Raw genomic sequence first — 15816 nt, 5'->3', positions numbered from 1 at the left:
GGGAGTTGTTTCCATGTTTACAAAAGAAAGTTATGCAGGTTCTCGTGAAGAGCAATACGAGACAGTAATTAAACAACTGGATGCATTATTAACTGGCGAACCGAACGTAGTCGCAAACTTATCAAATGCGTCCGCATTATTAAATCAATTTTTAGATCTTGTGAATTGGGTTGGCTTTTATGTAACAGACGGAAATCAGCTTGTTCTTGGACCTTTCCAAGGAATGCCTGCTTGCGTGCGCATTCCATTTGGACGAGGCGTTTGCGGCGTTGCAGCTGAAACAAAAACAACGCAGCTTGTAGCAGACGTTCACCAATTTCCAGGACATATCGCTTGCGACAGTGCTTCGAATTCAGAAATCGTTGTACCGATCGTGAAAGAAGGAAATGTCATTGGTGTACTTGATATTGATAGCCCTGAAAAAAATCGTTTTGATGAAATAGATCAGCGCTATTTAGAAAAGTTTGTGGAAACACTCCTAAAACATATTTAAAAAAGAAAAGAGTGAGTTATCGATTGCGTACATCACGTACGAAACCGATAGCTCACTCTTTTTTATTGATTACTAACAGTAGATATTTTCTTTAGTGCCTGCTCTAAATCAGAAACGATATCCTCCCATGATTCTAAACCGACAGATAAACGTATTAAATTATCGTAAATACCCATTTCTTGTCTTAGCTCAGCTGGAATCGCAGCGTGCGTCATCGTTGCCGGATGCTGAATTAACGTTTCTGTATCCCCTAAACTTACGGCAATTGTAATAAAGTGAAGGTCATTGATAAACGCTTGCGTCTCTTCTTTTCCGCCTTTAATTGAAAAAGAAATCACACCACCGCCCCGTTTCATTTGGCGAGATGCTAACTCTCCTTCTGGATACCAAACACCTTCGACCGCATCATGATTTTTCAGGAACGATACAATTTTTTCGGCATTATCACAATGACGGTCCATTCTTACCGCTAACGTCTTTAATCCGCGTAACAATAACCACGCATCAAACGGCGCCATAATACCACCGATATCTTTTCGCATCGGGCGAATTTTTTCAGCTAATGCTTTCGTTTTACAAATCGTTACACCCGCCACAACATCGCCATGACCACCAATATATTTTGTCGCACTATGAACAACCGCGTCACAACCAAGCTCAAGCGGTCTTTGTAAATACGGTGAACAAAACGTATTATCAACAATGACAAGTAAACCATTTCGCTTCGCAACCCGAATTACTTGTTTTAAATCGATTAATTTCATCGTTGGATTAATCGGTGTTTCAACGAAAATAAGCTTTGTATTTGGGCGAATCTTATTTTCAATATCAGCCTCTGTCTCCATATCACAAAACGAATGCGTAATCATAAATTTCTCTTCTAACACTTCTAAAAAACCGTACGTGCACCCGTATAATCCATTTGAACAAATAATATGATCTCCAGCTTTTAAAAAACCAATTAACGTTGCGGAAATGGCTGCCATACCGGATCCGAAAGCAAGTGCTTCTTCTCCTCCTTCTAACACCGCCATACGTTCTTCAAATAATTTTACAGTTGGATTTCCAAGTCTTGAGTAAATATAAGACGGATCCACTCCCGCAAAACTCGCCTCTCCTTGCTGCGCAGTCTCAAATGTAAATGTAGACGTTTGAAATAACGGTGGTGTTAAACTTCCTTTATGTTCCTCAGATGTATACCCGTGATGAATTAACGCTGTCTCCATATGCTTCTTTTTCATAAAAACATCCCCTTTTATGTTTTTATCCCGCTATTTGCCGGGCAGTAAGGCCCCCACATCAAAATTCAGTGAAAGCAAAAAAGTTAGGTGGAGGATCAACTGCCCATAAAAGCCCGATTCGTTCAACTAATACTCAGTGATGAGGGATGCCCCCACCACTGAGTAAAGTTTCACTTTATCGCCGCATATTCATCAACAAAAAATTAATGAACATTTTTTACTACATTTTATGTAAGCGTTTTATTTGTGTTTCTATCACTTCTTTTATATCGTTTTAAATTCCTTCTTATTAATTTCCAAAATTTATATGCATAAAACAAAAACGTACTCGCTTGACGAAACTCTGGGTAAAAGATATAATAGCGTTTGTGTAAAATAAAAAGGCAGCCTTGTAATGTGAGTTTATCGTTTGTATTTTGTTCCTCTACGGAGGTGTATCTCGTAACTCCCTGCTGCTGGAGCGAAGGTACATGAAAACAAAATGCCCGTAAATATCGATTACGTCTGTTTTTATTTTACGTAAATAAAAACATTTTTAAAGGAGGAGTCAACTATGGCTCGTTATACAGGTCCAGCTTGGAAACTGTCTCGTCGTCTTGGAATCTCTCTAAGCGGCACAGGAAAAGAATTAGAAAAACGCCCTTACGCACCAGGTCCTCACGGTCCTAACCAACGTAAGAAACTTTCAGAATACGGTTTACAATTACAAGAGAAACAAAAACTTCGTCACATGTACGGCATGACTGAGCGTCAATTCCGTCGCACATTTGACCAAGCAGGTAAAATGCCTGGTAAGCACGGCGAAAACTTCATGATCCTTCTTGAAGCTCGTCTTGACAACCTAGTTTACCGTATGGGCTTAGCTCGCACTCGTCGTGCAGCTCGCCAATTAGTAAACCACGGCCACATCACAGTTGATGGATCTCGCGTAGATATCCCATCTTACCGTGTAAAACCTGGTCAAACAATCAGCGTTCGCGAAAAATCTAACAGCCTTGTTGTTGTTAAAGAAGCGATCGAAGTTAACAACTTCGTACCAGAATACTTAACTTTCGATGCTGATAAATTAGAAGCTACTTACACTCGTCACGCTGAGCGTTCTGAGTTAGCAGCTGAAATCAACGAAGCATTAATCGTAGAGTTCTACTCTCGTTAATGACAAAAAGCCAATCCTCTGGATTGGCTTTTTTCGTTTATATATAAAATAAAATTATTTATTTTCCTCTTGTTGAACATATACATAAGCATCTTTCTGCTCTTTATGTACATCCACCTTCGAATTCTCTGCAAGCTGACCCGCGTTTAGCAAAGAAAAAATAATGAGCGCTTCTAGTGACATTTTGTTTTACCACTCCTTTCTAGTTGTTATACATTTATCATACCGCTTACATGTGATTTCCGTATGAACTCGAAAAGGAGATTACAACAAAAAGGTTACAAGAATACGAATGCACGCTATAATAACCATAAAATAGGAGGTTGATTCATTTTGACAATAAATCAAATGGTTCAATTAGGTAGTGCATGTATGTTGTTTATTACTTCCGCACTTATTAATTGGTATCAGGGAAGTAATTTAATAGATGATCCTGATGAATGGAAATATAGCGCTAAGTTTACAAATTACTTTAAAGGCACCGTTTCAAGTTACGAAGATATTTATCAAATCGATTTCTTTATATATGCGGCAAAATTTTATCCAACAGCATTTATTGTTATGCTCATTAGCTTACTTTATATGCTCGTATTAATTCTTCATATTCTATTTACAAGAACTCGTAAGGTAATCTAAATTCATACATAAAAACCCCGAATCATAAACTTTTCAGCCTACAATTCGGGGTACTATTTGTTTTATATTCGTTTCTGATTAGTAACGAATTAAGAAATATTTCTTTTTACCGCGGCGAATGATTGTGAATTTACCTTCGATGCGGTCGTTTTCTGTTACAACGTAGTCTAATGCTTGTGTACGCTCACCGTTTACGTAGATTGCCCCGTTCGTTACATCTTCACGTGCTTGACGTTTTGATGGAGAGATTTTGCTTTCTACAAGTAAGTCGATTAATACTGTATCTTCTGCCGTACGTTCTACAGATGGTACGTCTTTGAATCCTTGCTCGATTTCGCTTGCAGTCAGTTCTGCTACAGAACCGCTGAATAATGCAGCTGAAATTTTAATCGCTTGCTCTAATGCTTCTTCGCCGTGAACAAGTTTTGTCATTTCAGCACCTAATGCTTTTTGTGCTGCACGTTTTTCTGGTGCTTCAGCTACTTGCTTTTCAAGCTCAAGAATTTCTTCATGAGATAAGAATGTGAAGTATTTTAAGTATTTAACAACATCGCGGTCATCTGTGTTGATCCAGAATTGGTAGAACTCGTAAGGAGTTGTTTTCTCTGGGTCTAACCAAATTGCGCCGCCTTCTGTTTTACCAAACTTCGTACCGTCAGATTTTGTAACTAGTGGAATTGTTAAACCGAATGCTTTCGCATCTTCTTCTGATTTACGGATTAATTCAAGACCAGCTGTAATGTTACCCCATTGGTCACTACCACCGATTTGCAGGCGGCAATTATGGTGTTGGTATAAGTTTAAGAAGTCGTATGATTGTAAAATCATGTAACTGAACTCAGTGAATGAAATACCAGTATCTAAACGAGATGCTACTGTATCTTTTGCTAACATATAGTTTAAACCGAAGTTTTTACCGATATCGCGTAAGAATGAAATTACATCTAAGTTACCAAGCCAGTCATAGTTGTTAGCCATTGTTGCTGGGTTGTCCACGTTTTCGAACTCTAAGAAGTTTGAAAGTTGGTTTTTAATGCTTTCTGTGTAGTAAGCAACTGTATCTTTCGTATTTAATGTACGCTCTGCTTTTTTACCACTTGGGTCACCGATCATACCAGTACCTCCGCCAACAAGTGCGATTGGTTGATGACCAGCTAATTGGAAACGACGTAACATTAATACTGGTAACATATGACCGATGTGTAAGCTATCCGCTGTCGGATCGAAACCACAGTATAATTTAACGCTTTCTTTTTCTAATAATTGCTCAAGTCCCTCAGCGTCTGTTTGCTGATTAATTAGACCGCGAAATTCAAGATCTTGTAAAATACCCATATCCTACATACTCTCCTTTAAGTTCATTACTGGCGTGAAGGTTGAAAACATAAAAAAATCGCCCCTTCAAATAAGGGACGATTTTGATTATCGCGTTACCACCCTAGTTGCAGACCAAAAAAGCCTACCACCTTATTTACATAACGGCTTAGCACCGTCTTTTCCCTTTTGAATACAATTCAATCGAAAAAAGATGCTCTAGGGGCGTAATTCGCGATCATCTATGTGCTGATTTCCACCGACCATCAGCTCTCTAAAACAGGGAAATGATCACTACTTCTCCCTTTCCACGCTCAATTATTCATATACTTTTCTTTATACCATCATTTATATAGGCGTGTCAAATAGAGGTCGGGTTTCTCTCCTTGCCAATCCTTTACAACGTCACAAAGAGTATCGTAACAAGGGAAAGAATTGGAACCCCAACTAATAACGACACATGAAATACAACCGATAAATCATTCCCAATGGTCGCCTCCACAGGATCTTTCGCTGGAGAACCAAGAAATCCGATTAATCGATCGAAGCGACTTACCGTTTTTGGAAAATCTGGTATCTCTACATGATCACTATCTAAATGCTGCTTTAATTTACATTCACTCTTAAAGGGATTTTCGCTCAATTTCATCCACCTCCAGCAATTGTTTCAATTTCTTTATTCCGTTATGAAGTCTCGATTTCACCGTTCCAATCGGAATGTTTAATATCTCTGCAATTTCTTTTTGCTGCATGTCATGATAATAAGAAAGGATTAGGACCGCTCTTTGCTCTTCTGGAACTTTCAAAATTGCTTCTCTTACTGTGAGCCGATCTTCGTGAGAAAATTCTTTTTCCGGAATCGGCACTAAAAATGGCAAAAGCGTACGCCACTTTTTTCTCCTATTTAATTTATTGATCATAAGACGATAACCAATTTGAAATAAATACGTTTTTATTTTACCTTTTTCAAGTTCATACATATGTTTCTTACGCTCTAGCGTCAAAAACGTATCTTGGACAAGGTCGATACTCAATTGTTCATCTCGGTTAAATCGATATAAAAATGTGTATAGCGCTGGTTTGATTAAAACGTATAGTTTTTCCCCAGCCTGCTTATCTCCACTTTGATACGCAAGCATAAGTTCCTCCTCAATCCCAATCTGCGCCATGATTTTTGATCTCCTTTATTCCTTTTAACGTTAATGAAATACGGGAAATTAAATAGCAACTTGCGACAATAATCCATACTTGTGATTGATTCGTAAAAAATTGAACATACGGGTTTTGAATTGTCTCGCCGGTTGAAACTAAAATATTTAATACTTGCACACATATACATGCATACACTGCCAGGCAAGCTGAAATCGTATCAAATACATTCCAGCGAAAGTACACTTTTGTTTTTGTAAAATCAATTTTATATCCATTTTTTCTTACTATATGTTTTCTATCAAATGGAATAATGATTAAAAACATAACAATCATCATAACTCCAGCTGTAATCATTGATACTTTAAATCCGATTGGCATCGGTAATAGCAAGCCACAAGAAAACACAACTATAGTTCCAATTAAGGCAAAAGTAAGAAGTAATTTATTAGACATAAAAAAGCCTCCCTTATCTATTCTTTCATAAATGTATACAGACGAGGAAGGCACTTCGTTCAAATATTATTTTATTTTTTTATAATCTTTGCAGGATTCCCGCCAACTACTACATAATCTGGCACATCTTTCGTTACAACTGCGCCAGATGTGATAACGACATTATCTCCAATTGTTACTGGGCATACATCTAAAATTGTACATTCAAAATTCGCGTAAAAATTTTTGCCAATGTAATTGTTATCTCCAATCATTCCGAATAGTTCTTTTACGATTCTACTACGTTATTCTAATTTTACTTCTAATGTTTCATTTAACTTTCTTGTTAATATACGAGATTGCCCCCTCTCTTGTACTACAACTGGATCAGTCGGTATATACATTTCTCCTAGTATCATTTTTTCTTTTTCTGTTTTCATTTTATTCCCTCTTTAACTTCTATGTAGGTTAAAGAGAGAATAAAAAAGAAAGGTCTGAACGTTGTTTCGTTCAGACCTTTCTCTCTTAATCTTCCATCGTTGATAAGTCACCTGTTGGTAAGTTTAACTCCCACGCTTTTAATACGCGGCGCATAATTTTACCACTTCTCGTTTTCGGTAATTTATCTCTAAATTCAATTTGTCTTGGCGCTGCATGAGCTGCTAGGCCTTTCTTTACAAATTGACGAATCTCTTCTTTTAATTCATCAGATGGTTCGTATCCTGCTCGAAGCGCGATAAATGCTTTAATGATTTCTCCGCGCACTGGATCAGGAATACCAATTACACCAGCCTCTGCAACAGCAGCATGCTCGATTAATTTGCTTTCTACTTCAAACGGACCAACTCGCTCACCTGACGTCATAATTACATCATCAATACGCCCTTGGAACCAGAAGTATCCATCTTCATCCATATAAGCAGAGTCACCTGATACGTACCAATCTCCCGGCATAAAGTAAGATTCATACTTTTGCTGGTTATTCCAGATTCCACGCATCATCGCTGGCCAACCTTTACCAATTGCTAAGTTACCCATTGTGTATGGAGGAACTTCATTTCCTTCATTATCAACAATCGCTGCTTTCACACCTGGAATTGGTTTACCCATTGAACCTGGACGGATTTCCATACAAGGGTAGTTACAAATAACTTGTCCACCTGTTTCTGTCATCCACCACGTATCATGAATACGAAGTCCAAATGCGTTCATACCCCAGCGAATTACTTCTGGATTTAACGGTTCACCAACGCTTAATACGTGACGAACTTGTGATAAATCATATTTTTTAATTGCGTCTTGTCCAGCTCCCATTAACATACGGAATGCTGTTGGTGCACTATACCAAACTGTTACACCGTAATCTTGCAGTGCTTCATACCACGCTTCTGGGCTAAAGCGGCCACCTAAAATAACATTGGATGCTCCAACTAACCACGGTGCGAAAATACCGTAAGCTGTTCCAGTTACCCAGCCTGGGTCAGCTGTACACCAATATACATCGTCTTCTTTTAAATCTAATACCCATTTCGCCGTTTGATAGTGCTGCACCATTGCATTTTGTGCATGAAGCACACCTTTTGGCTTACCGGTAGAACCAGACGTGTAATGTAGAATTAAACCGTCTTCACGGCCTAACCATTCAATATGTAATTCTTTTGAAGCTTGTTCAAATAAAGGATTGAACGCTACCGTTTTACCGCCTTCTTCTACATTATCTCCAACAAGGAAGACTGTTTTTAAAGCAGGTAAATCATTTAATGGTACGCGCTCTAACAATTCAGGAGTTGTAATTAACACCTTCGCTTCACTATCTTCTAAACGATCGCGAACTGCGCCTTCCATAAACGCTTCAAATAGCGGACCAACGATTGCCCCTAATTTCACTGCACCAAGAAGGGCAAAATATAATTCTGGAGAACGCGGCATAAAAATAAAAACGCGATCGCCTTTTTCTACATCGCCATAATTTTTCAGGACGTTTCCTGCTTTATTAGAAAAATCCTTCATTTCCTTAAATGTATATTTCTCTTTTCGCGATCCATCTTGATAATAAAGGGCTACTTTATTTTTACGATCGGATTTCGCATGCTTATCAATTGCCTCATACGCCATATTTACTCGGCCTGTTTCATTCCAAGTAAAGTTTTTATTAACCTCTTCCCAGTTAAAATTCGCGTATGCCTCATCATAATTCGGCAAATTATTTTCTCCTTTAATGACAGGAAGCGTTTCTACTTTCATACTTTACATCCCCCTCCTATGTATTCTATTATCTATTATAATGATATTATTTAAAATTTTCAGTATATTTGTTGATTTTTAGACAAATTTTTAATGACAAATTTCGATTCACATCGCATATATTATAAAGTACGATATTAATAGATTCACAAACCCTCAAGGTGGTGAGCAATACATTGATTCATAAAAAAATATATAATGCTAGAAACTTAAAAACAGCGAAAGGCACTTTAATTATTGAAGGTCCTGTCTCTACACATAACTTAGAAATGTATGAATTTCATCCCGATTTAGTTGCGTTTCGTCCTGCCGAGCAGCAATATAAAGCAATTGTCGAAATTTCTAAATTACCAGAAGCTCGTCTCATTATTGCAAGACATGACCAAACGATTGTTGGATATGTTACATACTTATATCCTGATCCACTTGAAAGATGGTCAGAAGGAAAGATGGAAAACTTAATTGAACTCGGGGCAATTGAAGTTGTCCCTGCCTTCCGCGGTTGCGCTGTCGGAAAAAACTTATTAGAAGTTTCAATGATGGACGATTATATGGAAGATTACATTATATTGACGACTGAATATTATTGGCACTGGGATTTAAAACAGACAGGCTTAAATGTTTGGGAGTACCGAAAAGTAATGGAAAAGATGATGAATGCTGGTGGCTTACAATGGATGGCTACAGATGATCCTGAAATTTGTTCACATCCTGCTAACTGTTTAATGGTCCGCATCGGTAAACGTGTTGATACGGATTCTATTCAAGCATTTGATCGTCTACGTTTTCACAATCGTTTTATGTATTAATAAAGGGGGCAACTGGAATGATTGTAGAAGAAATTATGAATCAAGATGTAGTGACACTACATCCAAACGATACAATCGAAACAGCAATCCGAACGATACGCACGAAAGGCATTCGGCACATTCCAATTGTCGATCAAAATAATCATGTCGTAGGCATTATTTCTGATCGGGATGTAAGAGATGCAAGTCCGTCTATTTTAGATGAACAAGTTTCACTCGATATGCTGAAGCAACCACTTGAACTTATTATGAAACATCCTGTTATGACTTGCCATCCTCTCGATTTCGTTGAAGAAATTGCTACTTTATTTTTTGAAAATAAAATTGGCTGTCTCCCTGTTACAAAGGCTGGAAAGCTAGTTGGAATCATTTCTGAATCTACTGTACTGCACACGTTAGTGAAATTAACAGGAGCACATCAACCAAGTTCACAAATTGAAATTCAAGTAAAAAACGAACCTGGTATTCTTGGAAAAGTCGTTGCTATTTTTAGTGATTCGCAAATAAATATCGTGAGCGTTCTCGTCTATCCAGCAAAAGATGAGAATGATAAAGTACTCGTTTTCCGCATTCAAACGATGAATCCGCTAAAAGTGATTGATGCACTTGAAGCAGAAGGCTACCGCGTATTATGGCCGAATATTATGGGGATGCAAGCATGAGTAGCGCATTTATTTATTCGGATGACTTTCGGGGCTATTCGTTTAGCCCTGATCATCCTTTTAACCAACTGCGCGTCACACTCACGTATGATTTATTACAAAAGGGCGGTTTTATCTCTCCCTCCCAAATCATCTCACCACGGATGGCTACAGATGAAGAGATCGCCTACGTTCATACAGAGGAGTACATAAACGCGGTAAAACGTGCTGGAGAAGGTAAGTTAGAAAAATCAATTGCGATGACATATGGACTCGGAACAGAAGATACACCGATGTTTCCAAATATGCACGAAGCAAGCGCATTACTCGTTGGCGGTACGTTAACTGCTGTCGATGCTGTTCTTTCCGGGAAAGTAAAACATGCACTTAATTTAGGCGGTGGCTTACATCATGGCTTCCGCGGCAAGGCATCTGGCTTTTGTATTTATAACGATAGTTCCATCGCAATGAAATATATACAGAAAAAATACGGTTTACGTGTTTTATATATTGATACAGATGCTCATCACGGTGATGGTGTACAGTGGTCTTTTTACGATGATCCTAACGTATGCACCATTTCATTACATGAAACTGGGCGCTATTTATTCCCTGGAACTGGCGCTGTAAATGAACGCGGACAAGGTAATGGCTATAGTTATTCTTTTAACGTTCCACTCGATGCCTTTACAGAAGACGAATCGTTTTTAGATTCATATCGAACTGTCGTAAAAGAAGTTGCCGCATACTTTAAACCGGATATTATTTTAACGCAAAATGGTGCTGACGCACATTATTACGACCCACTTACACACCTTTGCGCAACGATGAATATTTATCGTGAAATACCGAAGCTCGCTCGCGAAATCGCTAATGAATATTGCGAAGGTCGCTGGATCGCTGTCGGCGGCGGTGGCTATGACCATTGGCGCGTCGTCCCAAGAGCTTGGGCACTCATTTGGCTCGAAATGAACAACATCCAAAACATCTCAGGTTATCTCCCTCCAGAATGGATTGACGCTTGGAAAGGACAAGCTGAAACAGAACTTCCCCTCACATGGGAAGATCCAGACAACATGTATAAACCGATCCCCCGTAAACCAGAAATTGAAGAAAAGAACGCATTAACTGTAACGAAATCTCTTGAAATTATTCGGAATAATATGACAAAATCTTTGTACTAAACGAAAAGGAGGCTCGTTTTTTAATGGCCTCCTTTTACTTATTGTCGGTTTCTGTCGGTAAGTCGATATATTTTGATAATCGCTGATATATTTCGAGTTGCGCCGATATATTTTATTTAAGAATTAGCCAGTCCAATTTTTATGAGAAAAGGTCGTGATATTATGTGGACACAACAAATAATCAACACGAAACGTGGCACATTTGAACTTTTTACAAAGGGAAATGGCGAACCGCTTTGCATTACACATCACTATTCAAAATTTAATGAAACTGGTGATTACTTTGCGGATGTTTTTACTGCTACGCATCGTGTATTCCTCATTAATTTACGAGACGCTGGTAACTCTGCAAAAGCCAATTCAGAAAACGAATTAAGTATGATTGAAACGGTTCACGACTTAGAAGCAATACGGGAAGCTTTACAACTCCCAACATGGCATTTCGCTGGCCACTCAACAGGCGGTATGCTTGGACTTTTATATGCGATTACATATCCAAATTTCTTACAATCATTAGTCATCGTTGGAGCCGCAGCAAGTAATTATACCGAAACACCATTTTGCATTTATCACCCAGCACATCCTCAGTTTCATTATATGCAACAGCTCATCGAAAACTTAAAAAGCCCTCACCTTACAAGTGAAGAACGGAAAGAACTATCTACTAAGAGGACAAAATTATCATTGTATAAACCAGAAAACTACAACTCTTATTTTTGTAAACCAATCCAAAAAACAATGTCCGCTAGCCGGATGAATGCTTTCTCTCACGAATATCCTTCATTTGATTTAAGAAAGTACTTACCTTCTATCAACATAAAAACGCTAATTATTTGCGGAAGACACGATGTGCAGTGCCCAATTCAATGTTCTATCGAAATGCATGATGGCATACGTAATTCTATCTTTGTGATATTTGAGGAGAGTAACCATTATCCTTTTTTAGAAGAATCTGCTCAGTTTACTTCTACTACTCAAACATTTTATAAATCGTTACACTAGTACCGCTATTATTAAGGAAAGCTCATAGTCTCTATAAGACTATGAGCTTTTCAAAAGAAATATTTCACACTAGAAACAACAAGAAGAACAAAAAAATCATTAAACCTACATCAAGTAATACTGCCTTTTTATCTCCTTCTTTTAAACTTATCATAAAACTAGAAATTATTGTAATTCCAAAAAAGACCATCATAAATAGCCCACCGAAATGATCATTCGTAGAATCTCCATCATAAAACATTTGTATTGCACCGATAATTAATAAGATAAGTATGATATTAGTTCCAATCTTTAAAGCCTTGTTTGATTTATTATCTTTTAATGTATCTCTCAAAATGTAGCACGCCCTCTCATGCTCTCCTATGTTTTATCTCTCTTTATATTTTAACATAAATTACCTATTATTCCCTTTTCGTTCAAATAACATAAAAAACCTGCCAATTATTCGGCAGGTACATTACACGTTAAAGCGATAACCAGCTCCCCATACTGTTTCAATATATTGCGGGTGAGCAGGATCTCTTTCAATTTTTTCACGTAGCTTTCTAATGTGAACAACGACGGTGGCTAAATCGCCAGCTGAGTCTAGTCCCCAAATACGTTCAAATAACTGTTCTTTATTTAATACTTGGTTTGGATGCGTTACAAAGAATGTTAATAAATCAAATTCTTTCGTTGTAAACGCAATTTCTTCATTGTTTATAAAAACTTTTCTCGCTCGCTGATCAATAGAAATTCCGTGAATGTATAACGTATCACGTTGCTTACTCACATTTCCTGATAATCTTTCATAACGAGAAATATGAGCTTTTACCCTTGCGACTAATTCACTCGGGCTAAACGGTTTCGTTATATAATCATCCGCTCCTAAACCGAGTCCGCGAATTTTATCTATATCTTCCTTCTTTGCTGAAACAAGTAAAATCGGAATATCTTTTATAGCACGTATTTGTTTACAAATTTCAAAACCGTTCATTTTCGGAAGCATAATATCTAAAATAATTAAATCATAATCTTCCTGAAGAGCCATTTGTAGACCTACTTCTCCTGAATGTTCTACATCGACTTGAAAATCACTAATTTCTAAATAATCTCGCTGTAATTCTGCAATACTTATTTCATCTTCTACTAGTAAAATCCTCTTCATTCTACTCACCACATTCCTGTACTTTTTTCAATGAGAAGAAAATACTTGTACCTTCCCCAAGCTTACTTTCCGCCCAAATTTCTCCGCCATGTTCTTCAACAATTTGCTTCGCTATCGCTAAGCCAAGTCCACTTCCACCTGTGCTAGAATTTCGCGATTGCTCTGCACGATAAAACCGCTCAAATATATACGGCAGCGTATCAGCTTCTATACCTGCCCCATTGTCCATCACTTTCACAATAACTTTATTGTTATCATTCAATACTGTTACAGTAATTTTCTTCTCTTCTTTATCCATGTATTTCACACTATTATGAATTAAATTTGATATCACTCTATTTATCTTTTCGCAATCAGCCGTTACATATAGTGGTGATGAATGTAATTGTAAGTAAACTTCTATACCTTCCTCACTTAAATCCATCTGCATCTCTTCTAATAATTCTTGCATAAACACGTTTAACTCTATCGTTTCAAACTGAAAGGGAACTCGATTCAAATCAAACTTCGAAAACAAAAAGAGCTCATCAATAAGTGTATCCATATGTTTTGCCTTCGTATGAATGGTCGTTAAATACTTATCCATTTTCTCTGGCGTATTTGCGACTCCATCTTTTATGCCTTCTACATATCCGATAATAGATGTGATCGGTGTTTTTAAATCATGAGATATATTGGAAATGAGCTCTTTTCGATTTTCTTCATACTGCGTTTGCATCTCTATCGACTCTTTTAATTTCTTTCTCATTTCCTCAAACCCTTGATTTAATTGCCCGATTTCATCATGGGATGTAACTGGAATTTGAAAATCTAAATTCCCTTCTTTAATTCTCCCAGTCGCATCTTTCAACACAAAAATTGGTTTTATCACACTTCTTGAGACGAAATAACTTACTAATCCAATGAGTAATATCGCTAACAGTAAAAGTGCTACGAATAAAATTGGAAATAATTTTTGTGTAAGATCTACAAATGAACTTTGCCTTTTTAGTACAAATATACTCCCTTCTTCATCTCCGGGAAAATAAAAATCAAATTTTACATATCGATAAAATGTATCGCCTAGTTCTGTTGTACCACGACTATTAATATTTGCTGATTCAAATTTCGGAATGGCTTCTTTTAAAGATACACCTTCAAATATTTTTGTAGCATAAGAAATGGTTTCTCCCTTTCTTACAACTATTTTCACACCTTCTTTTTCAAGTGATGAAACGAACGATTCATCTAATAGTTGTGATTGATTTTTCTTTGCCGCTAATTTCAATTCAATATACGTATTCTCTTCTTCTGGCGTAAGCGGCTTTTGAATATAGGAACTTTTATAGAAATTTTTTACTGATTCCAAGTCTCCTGTTATGGAAAAAACAATTAAAAATCCCGCAACTAATATGAGCGTGATGGAAACGAGAATAACAGCGATATAAGAGAATAAAAATCTTGTTTTAATAGACATATGTTACATCCTCACTTTAACAAACCATGTTATTCATAAGCATAAAAATATATGTTCAAATACTCAAGCGATTTTATAGTAATTTTAGCGTCAGTTTATAAAAATTTAATGTTCTTCTTTTACAGTTGAAATGAGGAGGTTGAAATTCCATGTTCAAAAAAACATTAAGCATGATATGTTGCGTAATGTTTTTACAAGGTTGCTCACAAGAACAAGAAGTTAAAAAGGAGATGACAAGCATGGAGACAGCGCTACTAGCAGCTACTGAGAAACAAGAAATGAATACTGTTATATCGTTACTCAAAAAAGGGGCTGACACAAATATAATGGACAGTAAAGGACGTACTCCTCTTATGATTGCTACATACAAAAATGATGTAAAAACCGCAAAAACGCTTATCGAAGCTGGTGCTAACGTAAATATACAAGATGATATGAAAAACAATCCCTTTCTATACGCCGGTGCTGAAGGCTACTTGGATATTTTAAAACTAACGATCGATGCCGGCGCTGATCCATCGCTTACGAATCGGTACGGCGGAACAGCTCTTATTCCCGCATCAGAACACGGCTATATTGATGTTATAAAAGAACTCCTTACCCGAACAAATATCGATGTAAACCATGTAAATAACCTCGGATGGACCGCTTTAATGGAAGCCATCGTACTAAGTAACGGAAATGAAACACAGCAACAAGTCATTCGCCTTCTTATTGAGCACGGTGCAGATGTAAATATTCCAGACAACGATGGTGTTACCCCGTTAGAGCATGCTCGCGCTCATAACTTTGAAGAGATAGAGAAGATTTTGTTAGAAGGGAATAAGTAAAAAGCTATTTTTTGCCTTCCTCCCCCACCCTATGCTACATTTAGCCTGTTACATCAATATTAATAGGGTGGGAATAAAC

At 37.3% G+C, this 15816-nt stretch carries 19 protein-coding genes, 1 pseudogene and 1 other annotated feature; of the genes and pseudogenes, 8 read left to right on the top strand and 12 right to left on the bottom strand.

Annotation, left to right across the window (positions count from 1 at the left end; all coding sequences use genetic code 11):
- The first annotated feature begins 13 nt into the window (after window positions 1–13).
- Window positions 14–493, top strand: a complete 480-nt coding sequence (locus tag QCI46_RS04110) for a GAF domain-containing protein (RefSeq protein ID WP_353839658.1) — start codon at window positions 14–16, stop codon at window positions 491–493.
- Window positions 494–555: 62 nt separating this feature from the next.
- On the opposite strand, the gene megL is transcribed toward QCI46_RS04110, so the two are convergent.
- On the bottom strand, window positions 556–1734 hold the full coding sequence (gene megL, locus QCI46_RS04105; RefSeq protein ID WP_000726583.1) for a methionine gamma-lyase: 1179 nt from the start codon (window positions 1732–1734) through the stop codon (window positions 556–558).
- A 553-nt stretch (window positions 1735–2287) separates the two neighbouring features.
- On the opposite strand from megL, the gene rpsD reads away from it, so the two are divergent.
- Entirely contained in the window at window positions 2288–2890 is a 603-nt protein-coding gene (gene rpsD / locus QCI46_RS04100) for a 30S ribosomal protein S4 (RefSeq protein ID WP_000135322.1), read from the top strand.
- A 54-nt stretch (window positions 2891–2944) separates the two neighbouring features.
- On the opposite strand, the gene QCI46_RS04095 is transcribed toward rpsD, so the two are convergent.
- On the bottom strand, window positions 2945–3073 hold the full coding sequence (locus QCI46_RS04095; protein ID WP_087985417.1) for a transporter: 129 nt from the start codon (window positions 3071–3073) through the stop codon (window positions 2945–2947).
- A 150-nt stretch (window positions 3074–3223) separates the two neighbouring features.
- Between QCI46_RS04095 and QCI46_RS04090 the strand changes: the two genes are divergently transcribed.
- Window positions 3224–3526, top strand: coding sequence for a YjdJ family protein (locus QCI46_RS04090; RefSeq protein ID WP_353839657.1), 303 nt, complete (start codon window positions 3224–3226; stop codon window positions 3524–3526).
- A gap of 78 nt (window positions 3527–3604) precedes the next feature.
- On the opposite strand, the gene tyrS is transcribed toward QCI46_RS04090, so the two are convergent.
- The 7 genes and pseudogenes from tyrS to acsA all read right to left on the bottom strand — a co-directional run bounded on the left by tyrS (window position 3605) and on the right by acsA (window position 8668).
- Window positions 3605–4861 (bottom strand): tyrosine--tRNA ligase, encoded by a 1257-nt coding sequence (tyrS, locus tag QCI46_RS04085; protein WP_353839656.1) that lies wholly within the window; start codon window positions 4859–4861, stop codon window positions 3605–3607.
- A gap of 70 nt (window positions 4862–4931) precedes the next feature.
- Window positions 4932–5160: a binding site (T-box leader), on the bottom strand.
- A gap of 77 nt (window positions 5161–5237) precedes the next feature.
- The gene (locus QCI46_RS04080; RefSeq protein ID WP_088609306.1) at window positions 5238–5483 is read right to left on the bottom strand and encodes a hypothetical protein; all 246 of its coding nucleotides are present in this window, start codon (window positions 5481–5483) and stop codon (window positions 5238–5240) included.
- Window positions 5464–6009 (bottom strand): RNA polymerase sigma factor, encoded by a 546-nt coding sequence (locus QCI46_RS04075; protein ID WP_000057185.1) that lies wholly within the window; start codon window positions 6007–6009, stop codon window positions 5464–5466. Before QCI46_RS04075 ends, QCI46_RS04080 begins: the two co-directional genes overlap by 20 nt.
- Entirely contained in the window at window positions 5990–6445 is a 456-nt protein-coding gene (locus QCI46_RS04070; RefSeq protein ID WP_353839655.1) for a hypothetical protein, read from the bottom strand. The genes QCI46_RS04075 and QCI46_RS04070 overlap by 20 nt, the downstream gene beginning before the upstream one ends.
- A gap of 77 nt (window positions 6446–6522) precedes the next feature.
- A pseudogene (locus QCI46_RS29860) lies at window positions 6523–6627 on the bottom strand (acetyltransferase); the annotation flags it as partial.
- Window positions 6628–6729: 102 nt separating this feature from the next.
- Window positions 6730–6864 (bottom strand): maltose acetyltransferase domain-containing protein, encoded by a 135-nt coding sequence (locus QCI46_RS29855; RefSeq protein WP_483299010.1) that lies wholly within the window; start codon window positions 6862–6864, stop codon window positions 6730–6732.
- Window positions 6865–6949: 85 nt separating this feature from the next.
- Window positions 6950–8668: an acetate--CoA ligase gene (gene acsA, locus QCI46_RS04060; RefSeq protein ID WP_046956190.1), complete on the bottom strand. Its 1719-nt coding sequence runs from the start codon at window positions 8666–8668 to the stop codon at window positions 6950–6952.
- 176 nt (window positions 8669–8844) lie between these two features.
- On the opposite strand from acsA, the gene acuA reads away from it, so the two are divergent.
- The 4 genes from acuA (at window position 8845) to QCI46_RS04040 (ending at window position 12304) form a co-directional block, all read left to right on the top strand.
- Window positions 8845–9477: an acetoin utilization protein acetyltransferase AcuA gene (gene acuA / locus QCI46_RS04055; protein ID WP_000581396.1), complete on the top strand. Its 633-nt coding sequence runs from the start codon at window positions 8845–8847 to the stop codon at window positions 9475–9477.
- Window positions 9478–9494: 17 nt separating this feature from the next.
- Window positions 9495–10139, top strand: a complete 645-nt coding sequence (locus QCI46_RS04050) for an acetoin utilization AcuB family protein (RefSeq protein ID WP_353839654.1) — start codon at window positions 9495–9497, stop codon at window positions 10137–10139.
- Window positions 10136–11302 (top strand): acetoin utilization protein AcuC, encoded by a 1167-nt coding sequence (gene acuC / locus QCI46_RS04045; RefSeq protein ID WP_000092821.1) that lies wholly within the window; start codon window positions 10136–10138, stop codon window positions 11300–11302. Before QCI46_RS04050 ends, acuC begins: the two co-directional genes overlap by 4 nt.
- Before the next feature lie 141 nt (window positions 11303–11443).
- Complete coding sequence (locus QCI46_RS04040; protein WP_353839652.1) at window positions 11444–12304, top strand: alpha/beta fold hydrolase; 861 nt, start codon at window positions 11444–11446, stop codon at window positions 12302–12304.
- A gap of 64 nt (window positions 12305–12368) precedes the next feature.
- On the opposite strand, the gene QCI46_RS04035 is transcribed toward QCI46_RS04040, so the two are convergent.
- From QCI46_RS04035 to QCI46_RS04025, 3 genes are all read right to left on the bottom strand, one after another.
- Window positions 12369–12638, bottom strand: coding sequence for a hypothetical protein (locus tag QCI46_RS04035; protein ID WP_353839651.1), 270 nt, complete (start codon window positions 12636–12638; stop codon window positions 12369–12371).
- A 123-nt stretch (window positions 12639–12761) separates the two neighbouring features.
- Entirely contained in the window at window positions 12762–13451 is a 690-nt protein-coding gene (locus QCI46_RS04030; protein WP_000821767.1) for a response regulator transcription factor, read from the bottom strand.
- A gap of 1 nt (window position 13452) precedes the next feature.
- Window positions 13453–14907 (bottom strand): sensor histidine kinase, encoded by a 1455-nt coding sequence (locus QCI46_RS04025; RefSeq protein ID WP_353839650.1) that lies wholly within the window; start codon window positions 14905–14907, stop codon window positions 13453–13455.
- 149 nt (window positions 14908–15056) lie between these two features.
- Between QCI46_RS04025 and QCI46_RS04020 the strand changes: the two genes are divergently transcribed.
- Window positions 15057–15737 carry an ankyrin repeat domain-containing protein gene (locus tag QCI46_RS04020; protein ID WP_353839649.1) on the top strand — a complete coding sequence of 227 codons (681 nt, stop codon included), beginning with the start codon at window positions 15057–15059 and terminating at the stop codon, window positions 15735–15737.
- Window positions 15738–15816 lie beyond the last annotated feature (79 nt).

Source organism: Bacillus cereus group sp. RP32, assembly GCF_040459735.1.
Lineage (GTDB): Bacteria > Bacillota > Bacilli > Bacillales > Bacillaceae_G > Bacillus_A > Bacillus_A wiedmannii.
Note: the sequence above shows the minus strand (reverse complement) of the source record. Positions and strands in the feature narration are given on the sequence as shown.

Coding starts and splice junctions, on each gene's coding strand:
- QCI46_RS04110 (WP_353839658.1), top strand. CDS start 14: ATGTTTACAAAAGAAAGTTATGCAGGTTCTCGTGAAGAGCAATACGAG.
- megL (WP_000726583.1), bottom strand. CDS start 1,734: ATGAAAAAGAAGCATATGGAGACAGCGTTAATTCATCACGGGTATACA.
- rpsD (WP_000135322.1), top strand. CDS start 2,288: ATGGCTCGTTATACAGGTCCAGCTTGGAAACTGTCTCGTCGTCTTGGA.
- QCI46_RS04095 (WP_087985417.1), bottom strand. CDS start 3,073: ATGTCACTAGAAGCGCTCATTATTTTTTCTTTGCTAAACGCGGGTCAG.
- tyrS (WP_353839656.1), bottom strand. CDS start 4,861: ATGGGTATTTTACAAGATCTTGAATTTCGCGGTCTAATTAATCAGCAA.
- QCI46_RS04075 (WP_000057185.1), bottom strand. CDS start 6,009: ATGGCGCAGATTGGGATTGAGGAGGAACTTATGCTTGCGTATCAAAGT.
- QCI46_RS04070 (WP_353839655.1), bottom strand. CDS start 6,445: ATGTCTAATAAATTACTTCTTACTTTTGCCTTAATTGGAACTATAGTT.
- QCI46_RS29855 (WP_483299010.1), bottom strand. CDS start 6,864: ATGAAAACAGAAAAAGAAAAAATGATACTAGGAGAAATGTATATACCG.
- acsA (WP_046956190.1), bottom strand. CDS start 8,668: ATGAAAGTAGAAACGCTTCCTGTCATTAAAGGAGAAAATAATTTGCCG.
- QCI46_RS04050 (WP_353839654.1), top strand. CDS start 9,495: ATGATTGTAGAAGAAATTATGAATCAAGATGTAGTGACACTACATCCA.
- acuC (WP_000092821.1), top strand. CDS start 10,136: ATGAGTAGCGCATTTATTTATTCGGATGACTTTCGGGGCTATTCGTTT.
- QCI46_RS04040 (WP_353839652.1), top strand. CDS start 11,444: ATGAGAAAAGGTCGTGATATTATGTGGACACAACAAATAATCAACACG.
- QCI46_RS04030 (WP_000821767.1), bottom strand. CDS start 13,451: ATGAAGAGGATTTTACTAGTAGAAGATGAAATAAGTATTGCAGAATTA.
- QCI46_RS04025 (WP_353839650.1), bottom strand. CDS start 14,907: ATGTCTATTAAAACAAGATTTTTATTCTCTTATATCGCTGTTATTCTC.
- QCI46_RS04020 (WP_353839649.1), top strand. CDS start 15,057: ATGTTCAAAAAAACATTAAGCATGATATGTTGCGTAATGTTTTTACAA.